We start from the raw sequence: 23,936 nt of genomic DNA on the forward strand, positions 1-23,936 counted from the left end.
GTTGCAGAATTTTTCGGAAATGGTATTAGTTGCAAGCCCGCAGAGCGATCGCGCGAACCGAGTTGCAAGTGCAGTCCAGGGTATTTGTGGCAACTTGCAAAAAATGCCGTCCTCCGACAGCAGCGATTCTTCCAAAGTCTTCCAGAGTAAGCGATTACGTTATCAATAATGACAGTTGTGACGATTCTCAACCATCATTGACGATCGCGCTTCCCGCCTGGAGCGCTCTACACGGTGGGGCTGCTCGCACCGGAGTCAGAATCGTCAAAACCAGGTAGGGCATTCCTCAAACCGCATGATAGAAATCTGACCTTAGCGGGTATTTGCACTTCAATCGTCAAAACCAGGTAGCGCATCCCTCTTGCCTTATAGGTCGTGAACTCGATCGCGAGAATCGTCAACCAGACTTACGCAAAACCTCTATATGTAAGGTGCGAAGTGATAGCGTAACGCATCAAACCACCACATTTTTTGTCGCGGAGTGAGTCGTGGTCAAAAATTTTGTAAAAAATCACCAATGATTCTTAAAAGCTAAAACCTTTACAGAGAGAACAGTTCACTATAATCGTCTTGCACGTTGGGCGAAATTTGTAACTGTTGGCAGCCAGGGCTAAAGCTGAGCATTGAAACCTTCGTCTGTTGCCTCCAGAAAGAAGCTGTGTTGAGAGAAGAGCGGAAGACAATAAAGCCCAGTCGGTTGTGGGCGATCGCAATTGTCACCGGATACCTAATTACCGCTAGTTTAAAAATTGCGTTGACGATTTGACGATAGTTTGAAACTCCCGCAGAACAAGCTGTTCCCTCGTCAATAGCAGCTTCGACGATTGAAAATCGTCATTGACGATTCCTCAGCACATCCCAAGAGATTTACGATCGCCCGCAGGTGAGCGTACTGGTAACAGTGGCAACCTACAAACTGCTAGTTCGCCAAGCCGGACTTGTCAAAATCGTCAGAATCGTAGAAAACTCGCAGAACACCAAATTTTGTGTTGACGATTTGACGATTCCCTAAAACTCTTGCCCCGTAAGCATTTCAATCGTCAGTAATAGCTTTGACGATTCTGAATCGTCATTGACGATTCATTGTTGACATTACTCGCGGGACTTACAAAAAGTTGTCAAGCAATCGTCAGAATCGTCAAAAACTCGCAGTACATTCCCACAGCCCTTGCAGAGAAAGCGTTTATCGAGAATCGTCAAAATTAATGTCAATAATCGTCAATGAAAGTTAGAAGCTGAAAGCTTTATAAATAGGAGAGTTTAGGAAAATCGTCAAATCGTCAAAGAAAATTTCTTTTTTTAGTCGCGCTCTGGTTAACAGCTTGACACTGAATCCCAACCTTTGTAGAAGCTGTGTTAGGAGAAAAGCGGAAAATGCTGGGGTGCAAGTTGGTTGTGGACGATCGCGACGGACTATCCGGCATCTAAATTTACCGCTAGTTTAAAAATTGCATTGACGATTTGACGATAGTTTGAAACTCTTACACAGCAAGCAGTTCCCCCGTCATTGACGATTCCCCAGCCACATCCCAATAAATTCACGATCGCCCGCAGACGTGCGGAGCGGCGGTGACAACAAGGACAATCCGCTTCCCTACCAGCTTGATAGGGTGACGGGCGTCAAGCAATCGTCAAAATCGTCAAAAACTTGCAGTACATCCCCAAAATCCATGCCAAACAAGCGTTTGGGGAGAATCGTCAAAAACAATGTCAATAATCGTCAATGAAAGTTAGAAGCTGAAAGCCTTATAAATAGAAGAGTTTAGGAGAATCGTCAAATCGTCAAAGAAAATTTGTAATTGACGACTCTCCTCTTCTTTGACAGAGCAAGCAATTCCACCGTCAATTTGCACCCCTAATGAGGGTAATCTGGTCTGGAAAGCCACATTATGAGGCCGGCTATGGACTTAGAACACGCTACTAATTCCTTTGGAGAAATAGCTTCGACGCGCGACCTAGTGGCAGAGCTGTTAGCTGCCAAGCGCTCTGTCAACACTAGGCGTGCTTATGAGAAAGACTTGTACGATTTCTTTGCGACAATGACGGAGCAGGAACCGCACCCGGCATTGGTGCGCGAGTTCCTACGGCTGAACCGCTTCGCCGCTGTCGCGGTGGTTCTCAAATATAAAGCCAAACTAATCGACAAGGGACTTAAGGAAGCGACGATTAATCGGCGGCTGGCGGCTATCAAAAGTTTGGTGAATTTTGCTCGGAAGGTGGGCGAGTGCGAGTGGAGTTTGGTAGATGTTGAAGGAGAGAAGGTGGTTCCTTACCGGGATACTACAGGGTTTGGTCGAGTTGCTTCTGAGAATGTGGCGGCGATGCAGTCGGTGTTGTCCATTCCTGACCGGAGTACACCCCAGGGAAAGCGCGACTATGCAGTTCTCCGGCTGCTGTGGGACAATGCGCTGCGCCGGGGGGAGATCGGCGGAGCCAATATAGGCGACTTTGACCCGCTGGCCCGAACTCTGAACATTTACGGCAAAGGTAGGGGAACTCAAGCGCAGCTAATTGACTTGCACAACGCGACGGCAGATGCGATTTCTGATTGGCTGAGCGTCCGGGGAGCTGCAATGCCCCAAGAGCCTTTATTTATCGCTTTGACAAAGCGGGAATACGGATTGAGGTTGAGTGGGTATGCTATTTACAAGCTTGTTTTCTCAACTTGCTCCGCTGCGGGAATTCCTAAAAGAATCAGCCCGCACAGAATACGCCACGCTGCAATTACGACTCTGTTAGATGCAAGCAACGGCAATACGCGAATGGCGCAGAAGTTGAGCCGCCATACCAGCTCGAACGTCCTTAATTGCTACGATGACAATCGGCAGAGCTTGCAGCGAGAAGCGTCGGTGCTGCTGGCTAGTTTGGTGCGGTGATGTACTCCCGACGTTGACCGCTAGGCGGTACAGCGCGGGCTTCTCTCAGAGGAAGTCCTCTTAGAGCGTTTTATAGTGAGGGAGACACCCAGCCCCACTTTTTTAATTAGTATTGCCGAATTCGTGTCCCTATCCAATTCTAGACCGCAGTGTGGGCAGCTATGCCAACGGTCGCGCAGTTCTTTTGGGACGCGGTTCAAACATTCTGAGCAATGCTGAGAAGTTCCACGTGGGTCAACCTCGATCACCAAGCAGCCAGCTCTTTCAGCCTTGAAGCTCAGTATTTCATTGAATTGACTCCACCCTGCATCAGCAATGCTTTTATTCAGTCCAGACTTTGCTGATTGCCGATTAGGAAGAAACTTTCCAGTTTCGTCTTGCTTGGGTTTAGCGCGTCTGGACATATTCTTGACTTTGAGAGCCTCAACAAAAACAACATCAGCTTTGTTGAGAAGCTTTTTGGCAGTCTCAAAATGAAACTGTTTGCGTTGTCTTGCAACCTTTTGGTGTAAACGAGCAACTTTGCGGTACTGCCTATTTTTCGCTCTGCTTTTTTTCTTTCGAGCAGCAGCCTTGCGTTGTAAAAAAGCAAGTTTTTTTTCCGATTTCCTGAAATGCTGCGGTATTGGTTCAAATTCTTTCTCGGAATCTGCAAGAAACTTTTCTAGACCCAGATCGATGCCAATGCTGTTTTCCCAGGTTGGGATAATATCAATAGCTATATCTGGCACCGCATGGCTTTGTATAGTCAGCGTCACGTACCACCCATCAGCTTTCTTGGAAATTATTGCTGTTTTTACGTCAAAACCATCAGGAATTAGCCTATGCAGAATCAACTTAACATCGCCAAACTTAGGCAAGGTAATTCTATTACCCTTAAGGCAATCCATATCCATTTGGGTGTAGGTAAACGACCGATAACGTCCTTTGCCCTTGAAACGAGGTTTTCCAGAACGATTGCCGTTACAATCCCCTTTAATAAATCTGTCAAAAGCAAGCTTAACTCGGTCTACGCAGTTTTGTAATACCTGAGAATATATGTCTTTGTACCAGGGTCTATCTTTCTTCAGTTGTACAAGACTGCGTTTTTGACTGTAATAATCGGGATGAGCGCGCAAGGATGGTAAGTGACATATCAATGGACAAGCATTGATATCGCAACGATTCCGTTCCCACCAATCAAATCTATCTTGCAACAGCCAGTTATATTGATGGCGAAGCATATCTAGCCAACGGTTCAGTTCGGCTTTTTGCTCAGTTGTTGGAAGTAGCTTGTATTGGTATGCTAGTCTCATTGTATAATTCTAGCATATTGCTACCAAATTGCTGTCATGAATCAAATCAGTATCAGATTGCCAGACAGGGAAAAAGAGCATTGCAGAAATATTGTTAGTTAGCTGGGCGAACGCAGAATGATGTCATTCGTGAGTTGCTGAAAAAATTGTCAATCTCCGGGGTATTGAACCCCATCGATTGACCCGGCTTTCATCCCGACGCTCACTCCTTGTACAGGTAGAGCGCGGGGCTTCCCGCCTAGCAGCTAAGTTTAGATTTAATTGAGGAGCCGGATGGCGGTGAAGGGAACCAAATTGAAAGATGAAGTGCTGAATCTGCTGACCAAATTTTCGCCTCAGTTCAAAGTGTTTAAGTAGGAATAACCCGCGAAGATTGGCTAAACGACTTTCAATTCATTAGCGAAGAATTCATTATTACAGAATTTGATAGTACAACTTTTAACCAAAATGAAGGTCAATCAAATGAGTCAACTCTATGACATTCTAGCAGAAATCAAAAATCAACCCACGAAATATTTAAGACAAACTTCCCTGCCTCATCTGTTCATGTTTTTAAATGGCTACAAAATAGCAAAGCGAGATTTACGCATCTCAATCACTTCAGAAGAACAGGATTTTTATCGAGACTTTCAACCTTGGATTCAGAAAAAATTAAAAGTCAAAACCGTTAACTCTTGGGCAAACATCATTCAACTTTTCTGCATCAATGATAGAGAAGCCTTCAATTACTTTTTTGAACTACTTGCAGAATTTAACCAAGGAGAAAAGCCCTCAGAACCCCCCTCCCTCAAAGAATATGTCTGGAAAAATCCTCAAGCTACACCCTCAATTACAGCAGACAACAATTTTTATCAGCTTTTAGATAAAATCAAAAGTAGACCCGCCCTTTATCTTGGCAAGCGTTCTATCTTTAGTCTGCAAGCTTTTTTAGATGGTTACACTTGTGCCTGTCGCCAACTCGGAATTCCTGTTACTGAACAGGAACAAGAATTTGCCGAATTTCAAGACTGGATAGAAAACCAATTTAACCAGCAATCTACCCGGTCTTGGGCGCGAATTATCCTTTTTTATTCAGAAGATGAATCCCAAGCGCTTGATACATTTTTTCAGCTATTTGAAAATTTTTTACAGCGCGAATCCTCTGGGATGCCGACACAATCTCTCGCCACCAGCCACCCCAAAAATGGTAATAAAAAGCAGCTAAATTCAATCCTTGAAAACTTATCCGAAGAAGCGCTTGCCCAACTTCGTGAATTTGCCGAATCTTTGCACCAACAAGAAAAAAGCCCAGTATAGAACCGCTTTGAGATCTTGAGGGCGATCGCTCGCTCGCAAGCAAGCAGTCGAGCGCCCCCAAAAGCTCTTTTTTGAGGTCGTTTTATCATTTGTGGTCGTCGTCAGAAATTGTCACCACAGTATAACTAATAATTTTTCGAGGCGGGTAACTTCATAATTGCGATCGTTATTTTCACTCTCGCAACTGAAATTATGACTTTTTTGCATATTTTATGAGCCGGAAGTCAAGGCTTGTTGCCTTGATAGCCGGAAGCTGACAATCCTGCTGAGGGAAAAATAACGATCGCGCAGATTCTCCTGCGATTGCTCGAGTGAGTTTCTTTCTCCCCATCATAAAGGGGGTAGCTGACCCGGATGTGGTATAATCAGAAGATTTCAGTGCCCAAGCCAAAAAGCGTTCTGTGTAATACAAAGCCAGTTGATTGCTCACACCATTAAAAACCGCATCAAAGGCGTGCTCAGCCCAAGGAATTTCGAGCATTACCGCACGATTGCCAGTCGCTCGTAATTGTTCGTAGAGAGAGCGTCCAAACTTGGCTTCAACTATATGGTCGCGACCTGCATAAACCAGTAGAGAAGGGGGAAGGTTGGGTTTAACATAATTGATGGGAGAAGCTTCAAGGTAAAGCTCTCTTAATTGGTCGGGGGTTCCTCCCAGAAAGTCACGCAGAATGGCTCGGACGTTTAGGGGGTCGGGAAAAGGTGGGTCATAATATCCCCGGAGCAGGTTATTTGGCCCGTAGTAATTCACTACTGCCCGAACTGGAACTGTAGTTGAACGATAAGCATAAAGCGATGCTAAATGGGCACCGGCTGACCTTCCCATCAGAGCAATTCTGTCTATATCAATTTCCCACTCATCGGCATGAGTTTTGATATACGACAGAGCGGCTTCTACGTCCTCCAACTGAGCTGGAAACCGATACTGGGGAGCGTGGCGGTAATCAATAGCTACTACGCAATAGCCCCTCGCTGCCATGTAGCGGCTAAATTCCTCATTGCTATTTGGACTGCCTCTTTGCCAAGCTCCTCCGTAGAGGATGACGATCGCCGGATATCTACCAATTTGCATCGGCCGGTAAACATTTAGTTGCAGTTTCACTCCATCGGGGTTGGCAAATACAACGCCTTCAGAAATGCGAACTTCCCGAAGGGGAATTCCCCGGAAGGCATCTGCTAGGATAAACGGTTGTTGTCGTCGCCCGGCCTGTTCAACTTGAGGAACCGTTGCTAAATAGTTTGTCCCCAAAACAGCTTGGACTTCGGCCGCGATCCGTGCATTGGCTGCGGGGAACTGTAGCAGGGGGATTAGGCTGAGGATCAGGGCAAGCAGGCTACAGACCAGGGAGGTGTTGTAGAGCCAGCCTTGTTGTCGTCTGAAGATGGTTAGCAAAAGGGCGATCACATTAATACCCACAAGCCAAGGGCTAATTTCTGGGGCTCCCACTGCCAAAGGAAACAGGGACAGTGTGGGCGCTGGTACGATGACCCAGAGGCTGAGAAATAATCCAACTGCACTCATAAAAGAAGGGATGAACAGCGAGACTAGAAACGATACCAATGAGACTAGCTTTTTGCCGCTATTTTTAGGTTGCACAGATTTTTTCCCAAAGCCAGATTTTTAATTATTACGCCGTAAGTCCCCACTAGAGTACACTTTAAACCGCTCGATAGAACCTACACAAATCTAGACAAGCTAGATTGAAGTCTACTTCCTGCGCGGGCGCGGGCATGGGAACGGTTAACACTCTTTGCAGGCTTCCAGGCGCAAGCTGCACCCGGTATACTTTTAAGCTAGTATAAAAGCTTGATGTTCGAGATTCAGTGCGGCATTCAGATCGCGATCGATGCTGATGCTGCACCCCGAGCAGTTAAACACACGTTCTTTGAGCGGCATTTCTTGAATATGTCCACAGCAAGAGCAAGTTAATGATACAAACCAGCGCTGGGCAGTTCGACTAATTATTGCTGTCTTGGGAGTTAATCCGGTTGGTAGATCTTCATAGGTTTTCAGTAGTCCTATTTTGGGTAGTTGAATCTTTCGATGGTCAATCTTGATTGTTCCTTCTAATGTGAAGCTATCTTGTTGACCTTTTCGCTATGTTTTGTCGAGTTATATACAGTATTGTCTAGTTATTTAGATGCAGTTATTAAACCCAAGAGCTGCTGAGGGGCTGATATTCATAACTTGAAAAGGGGCGAAAGTCATTATAGCATTGAGCAGTTATATTACACAGCAGGCGAAACTGGAGTGGTGTCGGCGGTAGATTGACTTGCTCTACGCGCACCTCTACCAAACTGGGATTCCTCAATAGAACTTCAAAAATCTCACTATTCAAATATCGCGGACAATACCCGACAATATGGTGGTCTTCTGTATTTAAAGTCAATGCTTTAGAATCATAATGATTTTGAAATTCGTGAGCTAACCACAAATTTTCTCCTGTCTCTAAGCGGTTAATTCGCTCAATTGCACAGGGTGGCAAATACCGCAGTCCCTGCAAGAAAAAGTGAAGGCGATACCGCCCTTCTGAATCTGGTTCAGGAATGAGAAAAACAGTTAGAGTATCTGTTTCTCGTCGCCCACCGCTGCGGGCTAGCATGGCAATTGGATCGCTTTCATCTTGAGGAAGATTTAGCCAGTGAATAAAACTTGGGTAATCGGGGCGATTTTTCGGCATCAGCCGATTAACAAATACGGAAAATAAGTAGGTTGATGTATATACTTCACCTAAGCGCGGAAACGAGGGCAAGGGTTCAAAACCGCACTTCTGTTGAGCTTCTAAAACGCCTTGCGTGTAGGTAAATTGGTAGTTCGTTCCGTCAAATGTTAGCCTGCCAATGGGAAACCAGGAACGGCTGTTTGGATCTTGCCAAGCCAAAAAAAGCGTTGAGTGTGTTTTCACGGTAGCGTTTTCCTCAAGTTAAGCAGTCTGTGTTGATTGAATTCAAGAATTTTTTGAGCAAACTCGGCTGCAATCGGTGAGATACGAGTGTTAGGAATTCGATTAAAAATATCTAGTAGATTCACCTTTGAGATACTTTCAAGTCGCTCAATCCATATATGCGCTGCATTTGGATAACAACGTGCAGCGCAGTCAAATACATCAAGAGTTTTGAGGGGCTTTTTGTCATCAACGTTGCCATAAAACGCTGAGAAACATTTGTTAGCATAAGCGTCTACTGAGCGTTTTTGCCTTTGTTCATCTGAGAGGTCGCGCCCCAGACTGGAAGCATGATCGTAACTGGGTGCTAGGTGTGCTGTTTTGGATGTAGGGGACGCTAGATTTACTGTTTCAGATGCAGTGGGTGCTAGGTGTGCTGTTTCGGATGTAGTAGGCACTGCCTTATTTCGGACGACACCCCAGTTTTCGTGGTGGCGATCGCCATTGCCAATCCACGCATCTAACAGAAGATAGCCGACAAACACTTCTACAGCTTTTTGGATGCCATTCGGCACTGTCCAACCAATGGGTAAGTTCACAGATTCATCAGAGATAACTCTCAGCACTAGATCGATTGTATGTTGTGACAGGTTGTAGGTTGCAAAGGTGGGGTAATTTGGCACGATGGGAGTAAGAAGTTCGTTACCGTGAACGAGGGTGCCACCGTTGGGTAAAAAGTAAGAAGAGACTACACCAAGATTCCCCTCACTCGTGGCAGCCAGTTCATAATTAGCATGAGGAATTCCCAGTAATTTGCACAATTCGGAGGCCACTTTCTCTGCCCAATCTTCGCCTAAATCAAGTCTTGCTTGTTTGTACAGGCAGCGGCCGAGTTCTGGGTGTTCAAACCAAAACTTATACTTGCTCCCCATTGCTTCCTGATTGGAGAGTTCGTAAGCTTGAGGGGTGACAATAATGATGGGGAATTCATCGGACATAAATTGGAGAACCTATTTCTTTCGCCGTACTCGCAGTTGACAAATATAGCAACCGCTTTCGTCGGTTAGAACACAAAGTCCGGTAGGGGTCATTCATGAACCCTACCTTGTGCTAAGTAGTATGACGACTGCTATAGAACTCATTTGACATATTGTAGCGATCTGGATCGGTCGATCGGATTGCAGCAACCTTACGCCTCCAAAAGCTCTTTTTTGAGGTCGTTCGCTTTAAACCCATAAAAACCGCCTCAAAGGCGTGTTCAGCCCAAGGAATTTAGAGCGTTTTTGAAGTTTTCCTAAAACAACAGAAGCCTACATTGTACCCGCAAAGCACAGTGTAGGTAGTTCATGTAGCTTTACTTTAAAATCAGCTTCAATTTTCCAATCCCTCACCCACCAATGCTTCCAGTTCAGCTAACAGCTTCTCTAGTTTCTTTTGCTTTTTGGGATCATCCCAAACCTTGGACTTTTTCACTCGCTGCAAAGCTGCATCTACGCGACTTTTAAGCGATCGATCCTGTGCAGTAGCCTCCCCTGTATTTTGGGCTTTTAAATCGGCAATGCGCTGTTTGATTTGGGTCAAAGAGAGGTCGAGATCGATCGCCTCCTCTAGTAATTGGGAGCGCTCCGAGCTATCCTTAACTCGGGCAATCGCTCTGGCTTTGGTATACTCAATCCGTCCTTTCCGCAGCGCTCCAATCACATCATCTGGCAGATTCAGCAAGGGGAGGCGATTGGTTCGGAAACTCTCTGGAGTGTACTTCCCGACGAGTGCAAATATATCGATTACTATTTGCCAGTCCGAGCTGTGGATAACGTTATCCACAGCTCCGCGTTCCGGGTGCGCGGCCGCTCCGAGCAAAGCAATAACTGACGAGGAGGTAGAGTTCAATTTCATTGCCAGCAATTGCAGAATCCCCTCGGTTTCCTCAATCGCATTCAAATCTTCCCGCTGCAAGTTCTCCAGCAGTGCAATTTGCAGAGCCTCTGTGTCTGTCAGTTCCCGAATCACAACAGGAACTTCAGTCAAGCCTAACGACGACGCGGCTCGATAGCGCCGTTCTCCCGCTACCAATTCGTACTTGTTGCCATCTATGGGGCGTACCAGGAGCGGTTGCAGAATCCCTAGCTGCTTGACTGACTCCACCAGTTCTTGCATAGCTGTCGGCTCGAAATAGCGGCGTGGCTGCTGCTGGGGCAAGACAATTTTGTGTATTGAGACAAATTCGGATGCGGCATCTGCACTGTCGCTGGTTCCTAATAGAGCCTCAACCCCTTTGATTTGATAAGGCTGATTGTCGCGCTTTTGATTCATCGCAGAGCTAAGAGTCCTTGTGCAATAGTATCGAGTACGGCGACGGCTGGATGTTTTGGATTGTACACGGCCAGAGGTACGTGTTGCTGTGACGCATCGGCAAAAGCCACAGTCCGAGGGACGGCGGGGTAAATCGCACCAATCTTCTCCAAAGAAGTAGTAATTGACTGCAAACTTTGAAAGGCCTGTACAGTACGGGTATCGTACAGCGTCGGAATCACTCCTGCAATCTGCAATTTCCGATTAGCGCGTTTCCTGACGCGAGCAATGGTTTGCAACAGCAATTCGGTTCCTTTGAGAGCTTTATATTCAGTCTGAATCGGAATTAAGACGTGAGTGGAGGCAACTAGACTGATATAGGATAGGATGCCTAGCGAAGGAGGGCAGTCTATCAATATGAAGTCATAGTGCGAGCTCAGGGGGTCAATGACTTCTTTGAGCCGGCTATCTCTCATATCAGCCACTACCAGTTCCAGCTCTGCTCCGCTCAAATTAATATTGGAAGGGAGCAAGTCCATGTTGTGAAGGTTTTTGCAGAGCACCGCTTCAGAACCGTTCATAATGGACTCGTAGACAGTCTCCTGTAACTCAGATGGCTCCAAGCCCATGAAGGCGGTAAGTGAGGCTTGGGGGTCCATATCTACTAACAAGACTTTTTGCTTCCGCTTGGCTAAATGGTAGCCTAAATTCATTGTCAAACTGGTTTTGGAGACGCCGCCTGACTGGTTGAACAGCGCAATAATTTTGCTCATTTATTTTTAAGCACGCTCTGAAACGTGTTGATTAAACAATATTAGTGGACTGCGGCTTATTGTAGGCTAATCTTTGAAAGAACTTTGAGAACCGCGTCTGATAACTAACTGCGATCGCAGTTAGCATTGAACAGAGATGTTGAGGGGAGCATCCCGATGCAAGCAAGTTGTCTCAAAAGACAACGGCAGTATAGGGCTTTCGAGGGATATCAGCGGTGTTTTTGCAAAATCGGGATGCTCCCGATGTTGAGCGTAGCCCATAGCCATAACTTGGATTTGGGTGGGATTCATTCAAAGGTAGTGTTGACTCAAATCGCTGATAATATCTAAGCTCATATTGTCAACTAATTTAGTCAGAGCCGCAGCAATTTGCTTCTGCGACAGCGGAATTCGCTCAATCAATAGCCTTACCGCTTGCTCGTCTCCACAAGCGGCTGCTTTATAAAGCTTCTCAATCGACTCCCTCGGCAACACAGACAGCGACTCAGGAGTCAGTTGCATAACAGGCTCATCCTGTTCGGACTTCCTCGGCGACTCCTCTTCATAGATATAGCGAACACCCAAATGAAGCGCCATCTTCTCAAAAATTACTGCCTCTCGGAACGGTTTGGCAACAAAGTCATCGAAGCCTTTCGACATGGCGAGTTCCTGGGTTTTAACAAAAGCATTAGCGCTCAAAGCAATAATCTTAGTATTAGAACCGTCAGGCAGAGCTCGAATTTTTTGAGCAGCTTGAAAGCCGTCCAGAACAGGCATCCTCAAATCCATCCAAATTAAATCCGGCTTGTACTTTCGCCACAACTTAACAGCCTCAATTCCGTTATTTGCAAACCACACAACAAAACCAGCCGACTTCAATATCTGAGTTAGCAGCAAACGATTTGCCGACTCATCGTCTGCTACCAGAATGCGATATATTTGTTGGTTGGATGCCAACCCCTTGACTCGTTTTTGTGGCTGTCTGTCATAAATTTCGCTCTCAGTTGCATGACTGACTTTAATGTAAAAACTAAAAACCGTTCCTTTCCCCACAGAACTTTTGACCTTAATCTCGCCACCCATCAGCTTGACGAAAGAGTTACTGATTGGCAATCCCAAGCCGGTTCCCGTTTGCGATTTCCTGCCAGCTTCAGTTTGCACGAACGGCTTAAACAAACGGCTAACCTCATCAGGCGCAATGCCTGGACCTGTATCCTTCACAGAGAATTGGAGAAAGAATTTGGGTAAAGGTTTTTTAGCCATAGACTGAAGGCATTTTACAGTCAGCTTCACCCTACCCGCCTCAGTAAATTTAACAGCATTATCCAACAGATTAATCAAAACTTGACGCAGCTTGCTTTCATCAGTTCGGACGTATTGCGGTACATCTGAACTGCGTTCAAAAACAAGTTGCAATCCTTTAGATTGAGTTTTGAGTTGGAACATCCCTTCTATATCATTGAGCAAACTGTACAGGTCAAAAGCATTTGATTCGAGGGTAATTTGACCAGCTTCAATCTTAGACAGCGACAAAATATCGTTGATTAGTTTCAACAAATGCTCGCCACTGCGATTGATAATATCTAAACTCGACTGCTGTTCCGGTGCAGTTTTTTTAGAGTGCACAAGGAGGTGAGCAAAGCCGATAATCGCATTGAGAGGCGTTCTCAATTCGTGGCTCATATTAGCCAGAAAGGTACTTTTAGCGCGATTAGCACTTTCGGCTGCAATTTTAGCTTGTTTTAGTTCCTTTGTTTTCTGTGCAACTTGCCGCTTTAAATCGCCAGAATATTCTTTTAACCGCTGGCGAGATGTCTTTAACTGGCAATTCATGCGCTCGAAAGCACAGGCTAGGGCTTCGAGTTCGGCAACGCCGCTACCTGAAACTGTTGAGTCGAAGTCGCCACCAGCTATCGCCTCTGTTGCCTTTATTAACCGCAGCAGCCGCTGTTCTATTCTTAGGGAAATGGACAGCAAAAGGCAGATAGAAAGAACCAAAGCCACTAGGACGAGCCAAATAGTGTTGCGGGTGTTGGCCTGAACTTTTTGGGTGAAGTCGGTTTCGGGTACAACTGCCACAATCAGCCAATTTAAGCCTTTCGGGTTTTTAAAAGGTCTGACTTGCAGTAAGTATAGTGAGTTGCTGGCAGTAAAGTTAAGATTTTGGCTGCTGTTAATAGCAGCGAGGCTGCCATAATGTTTAAGCAAATACTCTGTTGAAAGCCGGATTACTTTTTGTTGCAGAGCTTGGGTGCTTTCTCGCTGCAGTCCGTCAACAGAAATAGACGGTTTTGGTTCAGTTACCTCGTTCCGAGCAACTAAATGTCCCGAACGGTCTAAGATAAAGGCTTGACAGTTAGGGCTGATGTGGAAATCGTGCAAGTTGAATGTTGAGGTTGGGGTGGGAAAAGCAGGATTTGTTTTTTGTTGACGGAATATTGTTTTTGGAGAGTCTGACCCATTTCTTTTCCCATTTGGTTTGATTGTGACTCCGGCTGTTTGACTTGGGGGAAGTTGGTTTACCGAACCAGTTTGCATTTTTTTATAAGTCCCTTCTCCTTTCCCAACCCCAACCCCTTCTTTTAAGTAGCTGTCAAGGCGGTCAGATATGCGGCTCGTTGCTTCGGACAATAGCTGTGCAACTAAGTCATTCATTGTCTGCCGCCCTGTTTGAAAAGAAAGCCATCCCGTTAGAGCTAGTAAGGTTGAAATCAAAAGAGCGTTGGGGACTGTAAGGACAACGCGCAGCGGGAGGGCAGACTTTTTTTGAACTGAGCTTTTTGGGCGGAACATTGGTTAAAAAAAGGGAGTGGGAATGAGGAAAAAAACGTTCTTCCGAGAAAGTATTACTGCCGAACCGTTCAAAAAATATCTATTTAAGATGTCTATTCAAAACTGATAACTCAGCTTCGCGTTGAGTAGGAAGTAGAAAAGTTCTCCCATCCTCACTCACTATCCCTGCTCACTTTCATTATGCTGTTTGACTAATTGCTATTATTAATAGCGCAGCTTCAAACCAATCAAAATCAGTCAAAAGCCATAAGTTCTCAGAGCGAGCGGTTAGCGACACTGGCTCCCGCCTGACTCAGCTTGGCAGTATTGAGGAGAGGATTTGCATCTCAACTAACCCAAGTTGCGTACTTAAAGCCGCTCTTGACTGGTAATGGGTAATTGGAACAAGTTGAGATTTGAGGTTTGAGATTTTAAATTGATGGATTGCCCTTTATCCCGCTCTGTGGTTGACCCCGGAACGAATGGACTTGCCTAACTCTGTCTAATATTGGTTAGATATGAGTAGGTATGTGTGAGCGGTAGTTTGATTCAAAAGCTATTTTGGCTAGCTCGACAATCACAGACAAGTCTACTCCGGCTCGTGCAGCAGCATCGGCCGCCGATAGATTCTGATTTCTTACCAGAGCTAAAAATTGTCGCACGCTGTAGACTACTGGGTCGCTGGCTGCTGTGTAGCCTTTTTGAATGGCAATCAGCAATCCTTTTTCAACATCTGATGCTGCGGGGGCGCGACCTCTATCAACGTTCACAGTCGGCGACATTCTTGGGGTGACGGGAGCGATGCGAATTCCTAAGTGTTCTGGTTCTTTGTTGGTAGGAACGATGTTGAAGTTGTAAAGTCGCTGTTTCCCTTTTGAATCTACAGTTTTGATTGAAAGGTTAGTGATGGTAGCTGTGGTAGCTCCCGGAAAATTGAGCGCTTGAATGGGACGCAAGAAAACAGTTTTGGCTTGGCCGCTTGCCAACTGTGCATCGGTGCTGAAAACTATTTTTGAGGGGTCGGCAATTAAAATGTAGGCGAGAGCTTCATCGGTTGAGCTGAAGTCGATCGCACTTGCGCGACCGGGATAGACTAAAATATCGATCGCACTATTGACGGCAATATCTCGACCCACAGTTTGATAGCCTGTTACTGGGGATTGAGCAAAAGCACAGTCGCGGTAGCTTGCAGCGGCGAACACTGCTGTGAACAAAAGCCCTCCGAGGGAAAGCATTATTGGAGATTGGATGCGATTCGTCATGGCAGTTATCGGTTGATGCTGAGAAAATTGTTGACAGTAGAAACGGGGATTTTCTTTACTAATCGCAGTCGCGTTGGGGCGACTTAACAGTTTACCGACGGCTCCGTTATCGGTAAATGTTGAGAAAGCTGTTAACAGTAATAGAAACCGGGGTTCCTTTATTAACCACAGCTACATTGGGGCGGTTTAAAAGTTCTTCAGTTGCTCTATCTGAGCGGCTTTCCATCCGTTTTGCCAGGGGGCTGAAGAAGCCATCGAGGACGGCGGACCAAATTTGGGGCTCTCGACTTTCAACGGTGGTTGTACTGCTTCCAAACCCACCGCTAATACTGCTAGAGCTCCTGACTTTAGGCTCTGCGAACACTTGACCGACTCGTCCAACTCCCGACAGCACTGCGGTGAGGATATCTTGTCCGGCAATATCGGAACCTGGGTCGAAGTAGCCTGAAGCAATGAGCGGCCCTCCACCCTCTCCTGCAATCAAAATTGCGCCTTCTGGAATGGGCTGCTGTTTAATCTGACCGTTTCTATCAGAGTAGACGAGCGCCACAGCAGTAGCTTGTACCATGCGATTGGTTTTGCTGACGGTGCTGGCTTTGGCAATGACAACCGTGCCCGGAGGAAAAGCAATAGAGCCGTCAGTTGCCGTTACGTCGGCTGTGAGAGTGACGGCAAATTTGTCGTAAAGCTGTTTGCCTGAGCCTTCATCCCACAGCAGGGGAACCGAAACTACGCCGGATGCTGTGGTTCCAAGGGAAACCTGAGCTGTTTGGGAGGTTGAGGAACTTTGGGGCGTGCGGTTGAGAATGCCTTTTGCCCCTGGGGAGTTTACTTGTTCCAGAGTTGGGGAATTTGTTAAAGCAGAAGCCTCTGGAGCAGTTTCTGGGGAAAGGGTTTGAAATTCTGTATCAGGCAAGGACGTTCGGCGAGCGCTCAGTCGAGCCGCAGTCTCGATTGGGCTATCGGTAGAATCGGAACTTGTTTGGGGGGAAAGGGCAGCCGGAGTTAATTGGTTAGTCGAGTTTTGGGAGTTGTCGGTGGTTTCGAGGCTGTCCTCTCCTGCGGGAAACTCCGGGTGTAGCCTTTCCCCGGTGGCGTTATTTGGGCGGTTATAAAATTCTTGTGGGATTTGCTCGAAAGAAACGTATGAGGGTTGCGACTTTTGGTTGCCGATATTGACTGTTAGGAATTCACTTGTTGGAGTTGGGTTCGTACTAGCGGGGGCGGTAGCACTTGTTGTCGCTGGAGTGCTTGGTGTTGCACTCACGGCATTCGCTATTCGGTTAGGGTCAAAATTTCCCCTGGTTTGTCCGAGTTGGGCGAGTTGGTTCCACCGCTCAAACGGATCGATTTTTTCTTCTGTTGGAGTTGGAATTAAAGGTGGGGGTATTAACGGTTTGAGTATGGGGCCCGGTGCAGGTGTTCTTGAGGGTACTCTTTGAGGTATGGGTGCGGGTAGTGTTACCGTCCGCACTACTGTTCTGGGTGGGGGTAGGGGTTCGCGTAGAGGAGTAGGTGGCGGTGCGGAGCTCCGGGTAGCGACTAGACGCGGAGTTCGCGGAGTTCGCGGGGCTCTTGACGGTTTGGGCGACGGTTCTGTTTTGGGTTTTGCGGTTTTTTGCGGTTTTTCGGCTAACAGTTTTTGTTGGTCTTGGTAAGCTAATTTAGCCAGCAATTCCGGTTTTTCATCTTTAATGGTGGGAGAAGAGCTTTCTTTTGGTGTTGATTGTGCGATAGGTTCGCGAGGTGATTTAGGCTTGATAAATTGCCAAATCAGCAGTCCTAGCAATAGTATTCCACCAGTCAATAGCAGCATTGTCACTGCTCTAGGAACGCCTCTTTCGGAAACAGGCGGCGGCAGTGGTCTTTCCTCATCTTGAGCAAGTTGATATTGAGTTTCCAATGTTAGGGGTGCATTGGGGTCAAAGTTAGCAATGAAGTTCTCGTCAATATCATCTTGCGAGGGGGAAGGGGAAGGGGAAAAGTTATCTTCTGACATCTTGCTACTATCGTTATTAAGGATACTTTCGCTATCAAGAGGGAGTGAATTCTTTTGCTCAAATTCTGCTGCTGTCAACTTTGTTGGATGAGAATTGTTTGAAGATTCTTGTCTATTACTCATGGCTACCTCGGTTGTTGCTTATTACGATGGTTAATTAACAAATGATTGGCTTTTCTGTGAGTGGGAAAGAGCAGAAAATCACGACTTCTTTGTTGTTAAATACAACCGCTTGAAGTTCATATACAGCACTTGTCAGGTAAGTGAAATACAAACAAATCGGTTTCTGTAGGGGCGGTACTCCTTCCCCTTCCCCCTCTAAGGTTTAAATTCAACAATTCGGGAAATTTCTAATCCGGCTGCTCTCAAAGAGTGAATAGTTTTCTCTAATTCATTAGCGTTTTCTTGGAGAGGGGATTTGGGAATTTCTACGGCTTTGATGGTGAAGGTTCGATTAAACTGTTCTCGGCTTTCTCCAATGCCTTGCTCTAGCACTACGCGAGTAGCAATTACATCTATTTCCCAAACTCCTCTTTTTATTTCTCTGGGTTCTGAAATGTGAGAGATATAGACTCCAGAGCGGGTTTTTCCTGAATAGATGGTGTTAGGAACGAGTTGGGCAAGTTCGACAAGGGAAGCTTTGCCAAACTCTGACTCCATCATCAATGAACCCATCCAAGCAGTTGTAGGAACTTTCGTACTGCCTTTAACTTTAATGCCGGGGTCGGGGTCATTTGTGCCGGGTATTTTGCCTGACCAAGCCCAGGTTAAATTCACCCAACTTGACACGAAAGTTTGGATAGTTTTAGGCTCTCTGTAAAACTCATCTTGTTCTGCAATTCGGGCTGCGGTTCCGTCTTTGAGCTGAACAAATGTAACTTTTTTTTGAGATAAAGCTCTCAAACTAACTGTGTTAACTAAAACAGCAATTGTTAGTAAAAAAACAAAGCTGGTTAGCAGGATAAAACACAAGGCTAAGGTGTTTTTAGATTCGGGAAGTAAGGGTTGAGATTGCTTAAGTTTGACATTCATAAATTCTAATGTTGAGTAGTGGTGAATTTGAACAAATTTTGGTGGACGAATTCAGTCCTAAAGGAGTTTTCCGGCAACAAGACCAATCGCGTTACTGGCAATGTCTGTAAGCTGTTTAGTGCTATTAGCGATCGCACTATACAAAGCGGTTCCTCCACCCTTGGCAATTAATACAGCAAGAATGGGAGAAAACACAGCTAAAAAGAATAAAAAGGCAATATCTGTAACTAACTCTGCATCGGATTTGACAATCACTACAGCGACTAAGCCAACGACGATGTTGTAGCCTAATTGGACTCCAAATAAGGACATAAATCCTATTAGCCAAGCCCAGATTGGTTTTCCTTGCAGTGGCAATAGTGACAAGCCCATTGCCAGAGGTCCGAATAGAGCTGTTAGCAACAATGCTGCTTCTAAAATGTTGACAAATGCCCACTGTACCGATCTAAGAATTAAGCGAATGATGGGCAAGACAGTAGACCTAAAAACTTGTCCTGCAAAATCGCCATTTCCTATATCCTGAAGATTGGCAACATTGCCTAAGTTTTCGACAAATCGCTGCAAGCTTTTGAGAGGCCCTCCATTTTGCTGTTCGGCTGCCTGAAGGATTTGTTGAGCTGGCTGTTTTTTGCTGTTCCAACATTCCACTAAAGCTGATCCAACTTTGCCCTGACATTCGCTGTAGAGTTTTTCAATCTCTTCTTTGCCAGCACTGGTAAGGTTAACGTCGCTCAGGGCAGTTCTGAAGGTCATTTCTCCGACTTGAATCTTCATAATTTCTTGCACTTGAGTGCTGCCTACAGCTTTGATGAATTTGATGCTCTCAGCTAAGACTTTACCGTTGTTACTGAGAAATACTACAATCACAAGCGGCCAGATAAACATGGCTACTAGCTCTGACCAAGACTGTTTTTCGATGATTTCTTTGCCACTGGTGACAGCGAGGTAAGTAACAGATATTCCCGCCAGAATTAGTCCGAGCTTAACTAAAGCAATCCAGAGAGAGGATTCTTGAGTGTTGAAGGTGTTAAACCAAACTAAATTCCAGGATTCGATGGTTTTTTGAGAGACTTCTATGGCATCAGAAAGAGTGTCCAGGGCTTGTCCTGCTGTGCTAGTTTGGGCAATAAATTGTATTAGCATCGCGGTGTCTCCTTGTTGTGATTTTAGTCTTCGCTTGCCCCCAGGGTGATGCCTCCCGGCATTTGAAAGAGTCCGGCTTGAGTAGAAGAAGCGGTAGCCGCCGCAGCATCCTGCCGTCTCTGGGCTGTGTTAATTTCGTTGAGTTCTTCAGCTTGTTGAGCATTGAGAATGTTGGCAAAACTGCGATCGATTTGAGCTTGCTGGCCCTGCATGACTAAGGCACTTTGATTTTCTGCTAATAAGGCTGCTTGCTTAGCTGCGATCGCACTTTGTTGAGATATGTTTCTCATAATGTTCTGTGTGACATCTTGACCTTCTGAATCAGCACCCAATTCCATTGAATTTTGGCTTTCGCGATTAGTTTTCTCTACGTTTTGTTGGACAATTTCTTTCATCTGAGCTTGCTTTTGTTGAGCTTCTTTACTGAGAGTGGCTTTATTGGCTTCACTAACAGCACTTTCTCTTTCTGCGAGTTCTGCGATGTTCTCTTTGAGGCTGTAAGAATCTTGCGGTCTCTTCTCTAAAGCAGCGGATAGTTTTGTCCCTTCACTTTCGGAGGTGTTGCCGTCCATTATGCTTTTAACTGCTTCTTTTAGGTCTGGAACTTTCAGTTCTCCCAGGAATGAAGAGAGGGTTGACTCTATTTCACTGCTGAATTTTTCGACTTTATTTAACAAATTGTCCCAGATGCCTGAGATGCTGTCGGAGATGGTGGAGATGGTATCGGAAATTTCGCCTGTTATGCCGTTAATTGTGTTTTCTATACCTCCTATTTCTTTCGGGTTACTCAAGAAGTTATTAGCTGATTGTTGGATTTGGCTTTCTATTTGTTGATTGGGAACTGTGAAGCTGGAGCGGTTGAAAGTGCTGCCCGATGGATTGTTTAAACTGGGAAGCTGTGTTGCAGTCGGATTGCTGTCATAGGTTTGAGCTTTTGCTTCAACAGAATTTAGTATTAAGCTCAGCCAAATTGCAGGAATACTGAGGGCAAGTTTGACAAGAAATTTCGGTGATTTCATCGGCTTTTCTCCGTCTAGCTAGCAATAAGGTCTTGAGGGGATTTGTGTCCATTGATATCAGTGACTGCATTCTTGCCAATATTGGTTAATGAACGCCCTTCTTTAACGGCTTGTACATATTCAGAGGCAAATTGTTTGAGTGCTAGCAATTGCCCTTTTAACGTATTGGGATATTGAGCCATAACTCGCGCACGAGCCATCAATTCAGCTTGATTGTTAGCCACACTGGCTAATATCATTTCGCCTGGATAGTATCGGCTTTGCCAGAAACGACCTCCTTTTTCAATTAGCCAATTGGAATAAAGGTCGGCAGCTCTGGGAAGGAAAGCTTCTGTGGCATTCTGGCTAATAATTTCACCCGGATATCCCAAATTTTTGATCCAAGAAGTGGCTCCGTTTGATGTCAATCTTCCGGTAATTCGATACACCATGTTTTGCATAATCATAGTTCCCGCACTACAATCGCAAATACTGTCGATATCTTGGGCTAGCAAGAGCACTGAAATGCCATTTTTTCTACCCACTGCACAGAGTTCGCCTACTACTTCAGCAAATCCGTCTTTCTTAAACAAAATCGAAAGTTCGTCTCCGATAAATAGGCTTTTAGGGTGAGAAAGTGCGTTACGGATGCAAGCAGCGTGGGCGTTAATGGCCATTAAATACTGGTCTTGTTCGTTGCCCAGACCGCTAAGGGCAAAAAACTTAACAGCGGGTTCGGGTGAAAATGTACTCGGTCTGCCAATTGCTTTCCCTAAAGGTGAGGCTAGTAATGCGTTGCATTGAGTGATAATTTGGTTGATGGCAATGCGGTCGAAGTCGGTAAAGTTTTGTAGGTTTAGTTGCTCTTTTGTGCAGAATTTCAGGAGGTTTGTGAGGGTTGGCATTTCTTGCCAAGCGGTCGATTTCCAGCCTTTTTCAAAAGCCGTATTGTAGCGCTCGATAATTTCTGGATCTTCCAGAAATTTTTTCAGAGTTAGCAGCAAAATGGCATCGACTCGCTGCGCTAGTTTTGGGTCGTGAACTTTGCCCATGCTGATAATAGTTAGCGCTTTTCTGATAAACTCTCTCCATTGGTCTAGTCGGCGCGATCGCTCTTCTCTGTCAAAACGCCTCAAATCGGGTATTTCGAGTAGATTTGAGCTACCAGAGGTGATGTCGTAGTACGCACCGTCGTCGCCTAACAGTTTCACTGCTGTCTCAAAGGTGCTGCCGCTTCCTGCTGAGATGTCCATACCGACTACTGGAATATTAGCGGCTAAAGCATCGACCGCAAATCGCCATCCTACAACGCTTTTACCGCAACCGGATTCACCTGTTATAACGGCGCGGCTGGTTTGGTTGTGCATGAGGTCAACGTACACGGGTTTGCCGCTTTTGGTGATGAATTCAACTCCTTTTGAGTCGATATCTCTAACAGCAGTTAAGGGCAAAATACCGGGGACAGTTTCGGTGTCTAAGGTGAGGCGGCGTTCGTTAATTAGCGAACTGCTGTGCAACAGCCAGCTTACAGTAATGGGCAAAGTTTCTAGCCACAGTTGCCAAGCAATGTTGCGCTCTCTTAATACCTTGGCAGAGCCGAAGCTGTGGGAGAGCATTTGGCAAGCGTGTGTTAGTTGCTCCGGGGTTGGTCGGTAGACTAAGAAGGTGACAGCAGCGTGAATTGCTCTTGCACCTTTGTACATTTTTTTCTGGGCTTCAAAGGATTCTTCCTGTTTGACTTCTGCTCCTACATCGCGACCTTGACCTTTTTCTAAAGCGCGTTTTTTGGCAGTTTTAGATTGTTTAGCTTGCCTTGCTAAGTTGTCTTGAATAATAAAGTTGGGAGCGGCGCTAATTTCGACAACGGCTTCAGTGTCGCGGACGTAGCTGTTACTCATAATTTTCCAGAGCCATTGCAGTTGCTCTCTAGTATTGAGCCAGCCGCCGGGGCCCTCTTCCATTGTTAGCACGCCGCATTCTGCGTTTCTGCCGGGAAGCAAAATGCGTGAGCTAGCTTTTCTGTGTTCCGGGCAGCTCGAACGGCCGCTCATACCTTCAATTAAAATGGTGCAGGCGTGTTTGTGACTGTTGATGGTTTCGGTTAGTTTGTAGTCCGACGCGGTTTCTTTTAAGGTGAGAAGTTGGGGAATAGGGGGTACGGGTGCGCTGTTAAATTTTTGCCACAGCCATCCCCACAATGCTTGGGCATTCATGGGTTGAATTTCCAGTCCGATTTTGGTGTTTAGCAAGAGTTCCCACCGGATATAGCCTTGCTCGAAAGCGTCGAGCAGCAGTTGTTTGTAAAAGCGTTCAGAGTAGATGCGTTGGTTGCCTGTAAATTGTGCAGCAACGCTGTTGGCTGTGTTGACAATTCCATTGATGAATTTACTCAGAGGGTCGTTGGATTTGGAGCCAGATTGAGCGTTGAATGTCCAAGTGCAGAAAATAGTTTGGTTCCACAGTTGTCTGGTGCCTGCTAAGTTGAGTTCTTGAATGCGTTTCTGTTCGTTACGAACGAGTACAGAAATGGGTTTGAGGTGACAGTTGTCAGCCAATTCAGTTAACTGTTGCTGGCGAACGCAATCGCTGCTGTAGCAGCCGGTGTGAAAGGTCATTTTTTCGCCTGGGGGAATGTCTTTTAGCCCCTCTTCTAAGGCGGTAGCTGCGTTGTTTACTTCCTGGCGGTACAGAATGTTGTGAAAGCCAGCCGTCTCGAATCCGAATACAATTTGGTATTGACTGCCTTCATTCAGTAAGTAACCAGAAACTTCTCGACCATCCTTTTTAATAGTGACTAAACACAGGAGGTTTTGGTAGTTTTGGAAGGGCATAAGTCGGCTGTTACCTCCTTGTTGATTGGGAGCAAGTTTGGGTTTAAGTTTGACTCGGACTTGTGAATCGCTGATTCGGTGGCGAATCGGGTTTGGTCGGTGTTGGGGAAGGGGAGAAAGGTATAAAAGATTGCCGTTGTACCACTCATTCCCCGGCGGAGGTCTAAACCTGTCTACAAAAAGGTGAGGTTTGTTACCTGTCAGGAGCCACCAGCTTACAATTAGCCAGAAAGTAGTGGTGAAAAACCAAGGCATTCCTAAACTGAATAAGCCGTTGGTGAGGATGTAGGAAATTACGGTGATTAGCATCCACGGAATTAGCTGTTCCGCTGGAATAATGCCGATGCTGGCTTGTTTGCCAAGAATTTTATTGACGGAAATAAAGTCTTTATCTGGGTCTTTAAGCATGGTAATAGGGGAGGGGGAGAGTGGGGGAGAGGGAGAGGGGGTGATTGGGAGAGGGGGTGATTGGGAGAGGGGATAATAGAAAGTGGAGTTAAGAA

17 protein-coding genes are annotated in these 23,936 nt (G+C 45.8%); 3 read left to right on the forward strand and 14 right to left on the reverse strand.

Annotation, left to right across the window (positions count from 1 at the left end; genetic code table 11):
• Positions 1 to 29: 29 nt before the first annotated feature.
• Together AAFP14_RS08375 and AAFP14_RS08380 are read left to right on the forward strand one after the other, a co-directional pair.
• Complete coding sequence (locus tag AAFP14_RS08375; protein ID WP_341731829.1) at positions 30 to 278, forward strand: hypothetical protein; 249 nt, start codon at positions 30 to 32, stop codon at positions 276 to 278.
• 1,611 nt (positions 279 to 1,889) lie between these two features.
• Positions 1,890 to 2,876, forward strand: a complete 987-nt coding sequence (locus tag AAFP14_RS08380) for a tyrosine-type recombinase/integrase (protein ID WP_341731830.1) — start codon at positions 1,890 to 1,892, stop codon at positions 2,874 to 2,876.
• Between the two features lie 20 nt (positions 2,877 to 2,896).
• Here the strand turns inward: AAFP14_RS08380 and AAFP14_RS08385 are convergent, their stop codons facing one another.
• Entirely contained in the window at positions 2,897 to 4,171 is a 1,275-nt protein-coding gene (locus AAFP14_RS08385) for an RNA-guided endonuclease InsQ/TnpB family protein (protein WP_341731831.1), read from the reverse strand.
• A gap of 462 nt (positions 4,172 to 4,633) precedes the next feature.
• Here AAFP14_RS08385 and AAFP14_RS08390 point away from each other — a divergent pair, with 462 nt between their 5' ends.
• A complete protein-coding gene (locus AAFP14_RS08390; RefSeq protein ID WP_341731832.1) occupies positions 4,634 to 5,467 on the forward strand; it encodes a hypothetical protein in 834 nt (277 codons plus the stop codon).
• A 190-nt stretch (positions 5,468 to 5,657) separates the two neighbouring features.
• Here AAFP14_RS08390 and AAFP14_RS08395 read toward each other — a convergent pair whose 3' ends face one another.
• The 13 genes from AAFP14_RS08395 to AAFP14_RS08455 form a co-directional block, all read right to left on the reverse strand.
• Positions 5,658 to 6,989 carry an alpha/beta hydrolase gene (locus tag AAFP14_RS08395; RefSeq protein ID WP_341731833.1) on the reverse strand — a complete coding sequence of 444 codons (1,332 nt, stop codon included), beginning with the start codon at positions 6,987 to 6,989 and terminating at the stop codon, positions 5,658 to 5,660.
• A 267-nt stretch (positions 6,990 to 7,256) separates the two neighbouring features.
• Entirely contained in the window at positions 7,257 to 7,526 is a 270-nt protein-coding gene (locus AAFP14_RS08400; RefSeq protein WP_333147407.1) for a zinc ribbon domain-containing protein, read from the reverse strand.
• 91 nt (positions 7,527 to 7,617) lie between these two features.
• Positions 7,618 to 8,373 carry an HIRAN domain-containing protein gene (locus AAFP14_RS08405; RefSeq protein WP_341731834.1) on the reverse strand — a complete coding sequence of 252 codons (756 nt, stop codon included), beginning with the start codon at positions 8,371 to 8,373 and terminating at the stop codon, positions 7,618 to 7,620.
• Positions 8,370 to 9,350 carry a HipA domain-containing protein gene (locus AAFP14_RS08410; protein ID WP_341731835.1) on the reverse strand — a complete coding sequence of 327 codons (981 nt, stop codon included), beginning with the start codon at positions 9,348 to 9,350 and terminating at the stop codon, positions 8,370 to 8,372. The genes AAFP14_RS08405 and AAFP14_RS08410 overlap by 4 nt, the downstream gene beginning before the upstream one ends.
• A 373-nt stretch (positions 9,351 to 9,723) precedes the next feature.
• Complete coding sequence (locus AAFP14_RS08415; RefSeq protein WP_341731836.1) at positions 9,724 to 10,665, reverse strand: ParB/RepB/Spo0J family partition protein; 942 nt, start codon at positions 10,663 to 10,665, stop codon at positions 9,724 to 9,726.
• The gene (locus AAFP14_RS08420; protein ID WP_341731837.1) at positions 10,662 to 11,417 is read right to left on the reverse strand and encodes a ParA family protein; all 756 of its coding nucleotides are present in this window, start codon (positions 11,415 to 11,417) and stop codon (positions 10,662 to 10,664) included. Before AAFP14_RS08420 ends, AAFP14_RS08415 begins: the two co-directional genes overlap by 4 nt.
• Positions 11,418 to 11,708: 291 nt before the next feature.
• Positions 11,709 to 14,051 carry an ATP-binding protein gene (locus AAFP14_RS08425; protein WP_341731838.1) on the reverse strand — a complete coding sequence of 781 codons (2,343 nt, stop codon included), beginning with the start codon at positions 14,049 to 14,051 and terminating at the stop codon, positions 11,709 to 11,711.
• A 629-nt stretch (positions 14,052 to 14,680) separates the two neighbouring features.
• The gene (locus AAFP14_RS08430; RefSeq protein ID WP_341731839.1) at positions 14,681 to 15,430 is read right to left on the reverse strand and encodes a hypothetical protein; all 750 of its coding nucleotides are present in this window, start codon (positions 15,428 to 15,430) and stop codon (positions 14,681 to 14,683) included.
• Between the two features lie 106 nt (positions 15,431 to 15,536).
• Complete coding sequence (locus AAFP14_RS08435) at positions 15,537 to 17,552, reverse strand: hypothetical protein (RefSeq protein ID WP_341731840.1); 2,016 nt, start codon at positions 17,550 to 17,552, stop codon at positions 15,537 to 15,539.
• A 195-nt stretch (positions 17,553 to 17,747) separates the two neighbouring features.
• On the reverse strand, positions 17,748 to 18,461 hold the full coding sequence (locus AAFP14_RS08440) for a hypothetical protein (protein WP_333417971.1): 714 nt from the start codon (positions 18,459 to 18,461) through the stop codon (positions 17,748 to 17,750).
• Positions 18,462 to 18,518: 57 nt separating this feature from the next.
• Positions 18,519 to 19,604 carry a hypothetical protein gene (locus tag AAFP14_RS08445; RefSeq protein WP_341731841.1) on the reverse strand — a complete coding sequence of 362 codons (1,086 nt, stop codon included), beginning with the start codon at positions 19,602 to 19,604 and terminating at the stop codon, positions 18,519 to 18,521.
• 23 nt (positions 19,605 to 19,627) lie between these two features.
• Complete coding sequence (locus AAFP14_RS08450; protein WP_341731842.1) at positions 19,628 to 20,623, reverse strand: hypothetical protein; 996 nt, start codon at positions 20,621 to 20,623, stop codon at positions 19,628 to 19,630.
• Positions 20,624 to 20,637: 14 nt separating this feature from the next.
• Positions 20,638 to 23,841 (reverse strand): hypothetical protein, encoded by a 3,204-nt coding sequence (locus AAFP14_RS08455; RefSeq protein ID WP_341731843.1) that lies wholly within the window; start codon positions 23,839 to 23,841, stop codon positions 20,638 to 20,640.
• Between the last annotated feature and the right edge of the window lie 95 nt (positions 23,842 to 23,936).

The sequence above is a fragment of the Microcoleus sp. EPA2 genome, assembly GCA_020882975.1.
GTDB lineage: Bacteria > Cyanobacteriota > Cyanobacteriia > Cyanobacteriales > Microcoleaceae > Microcoleus.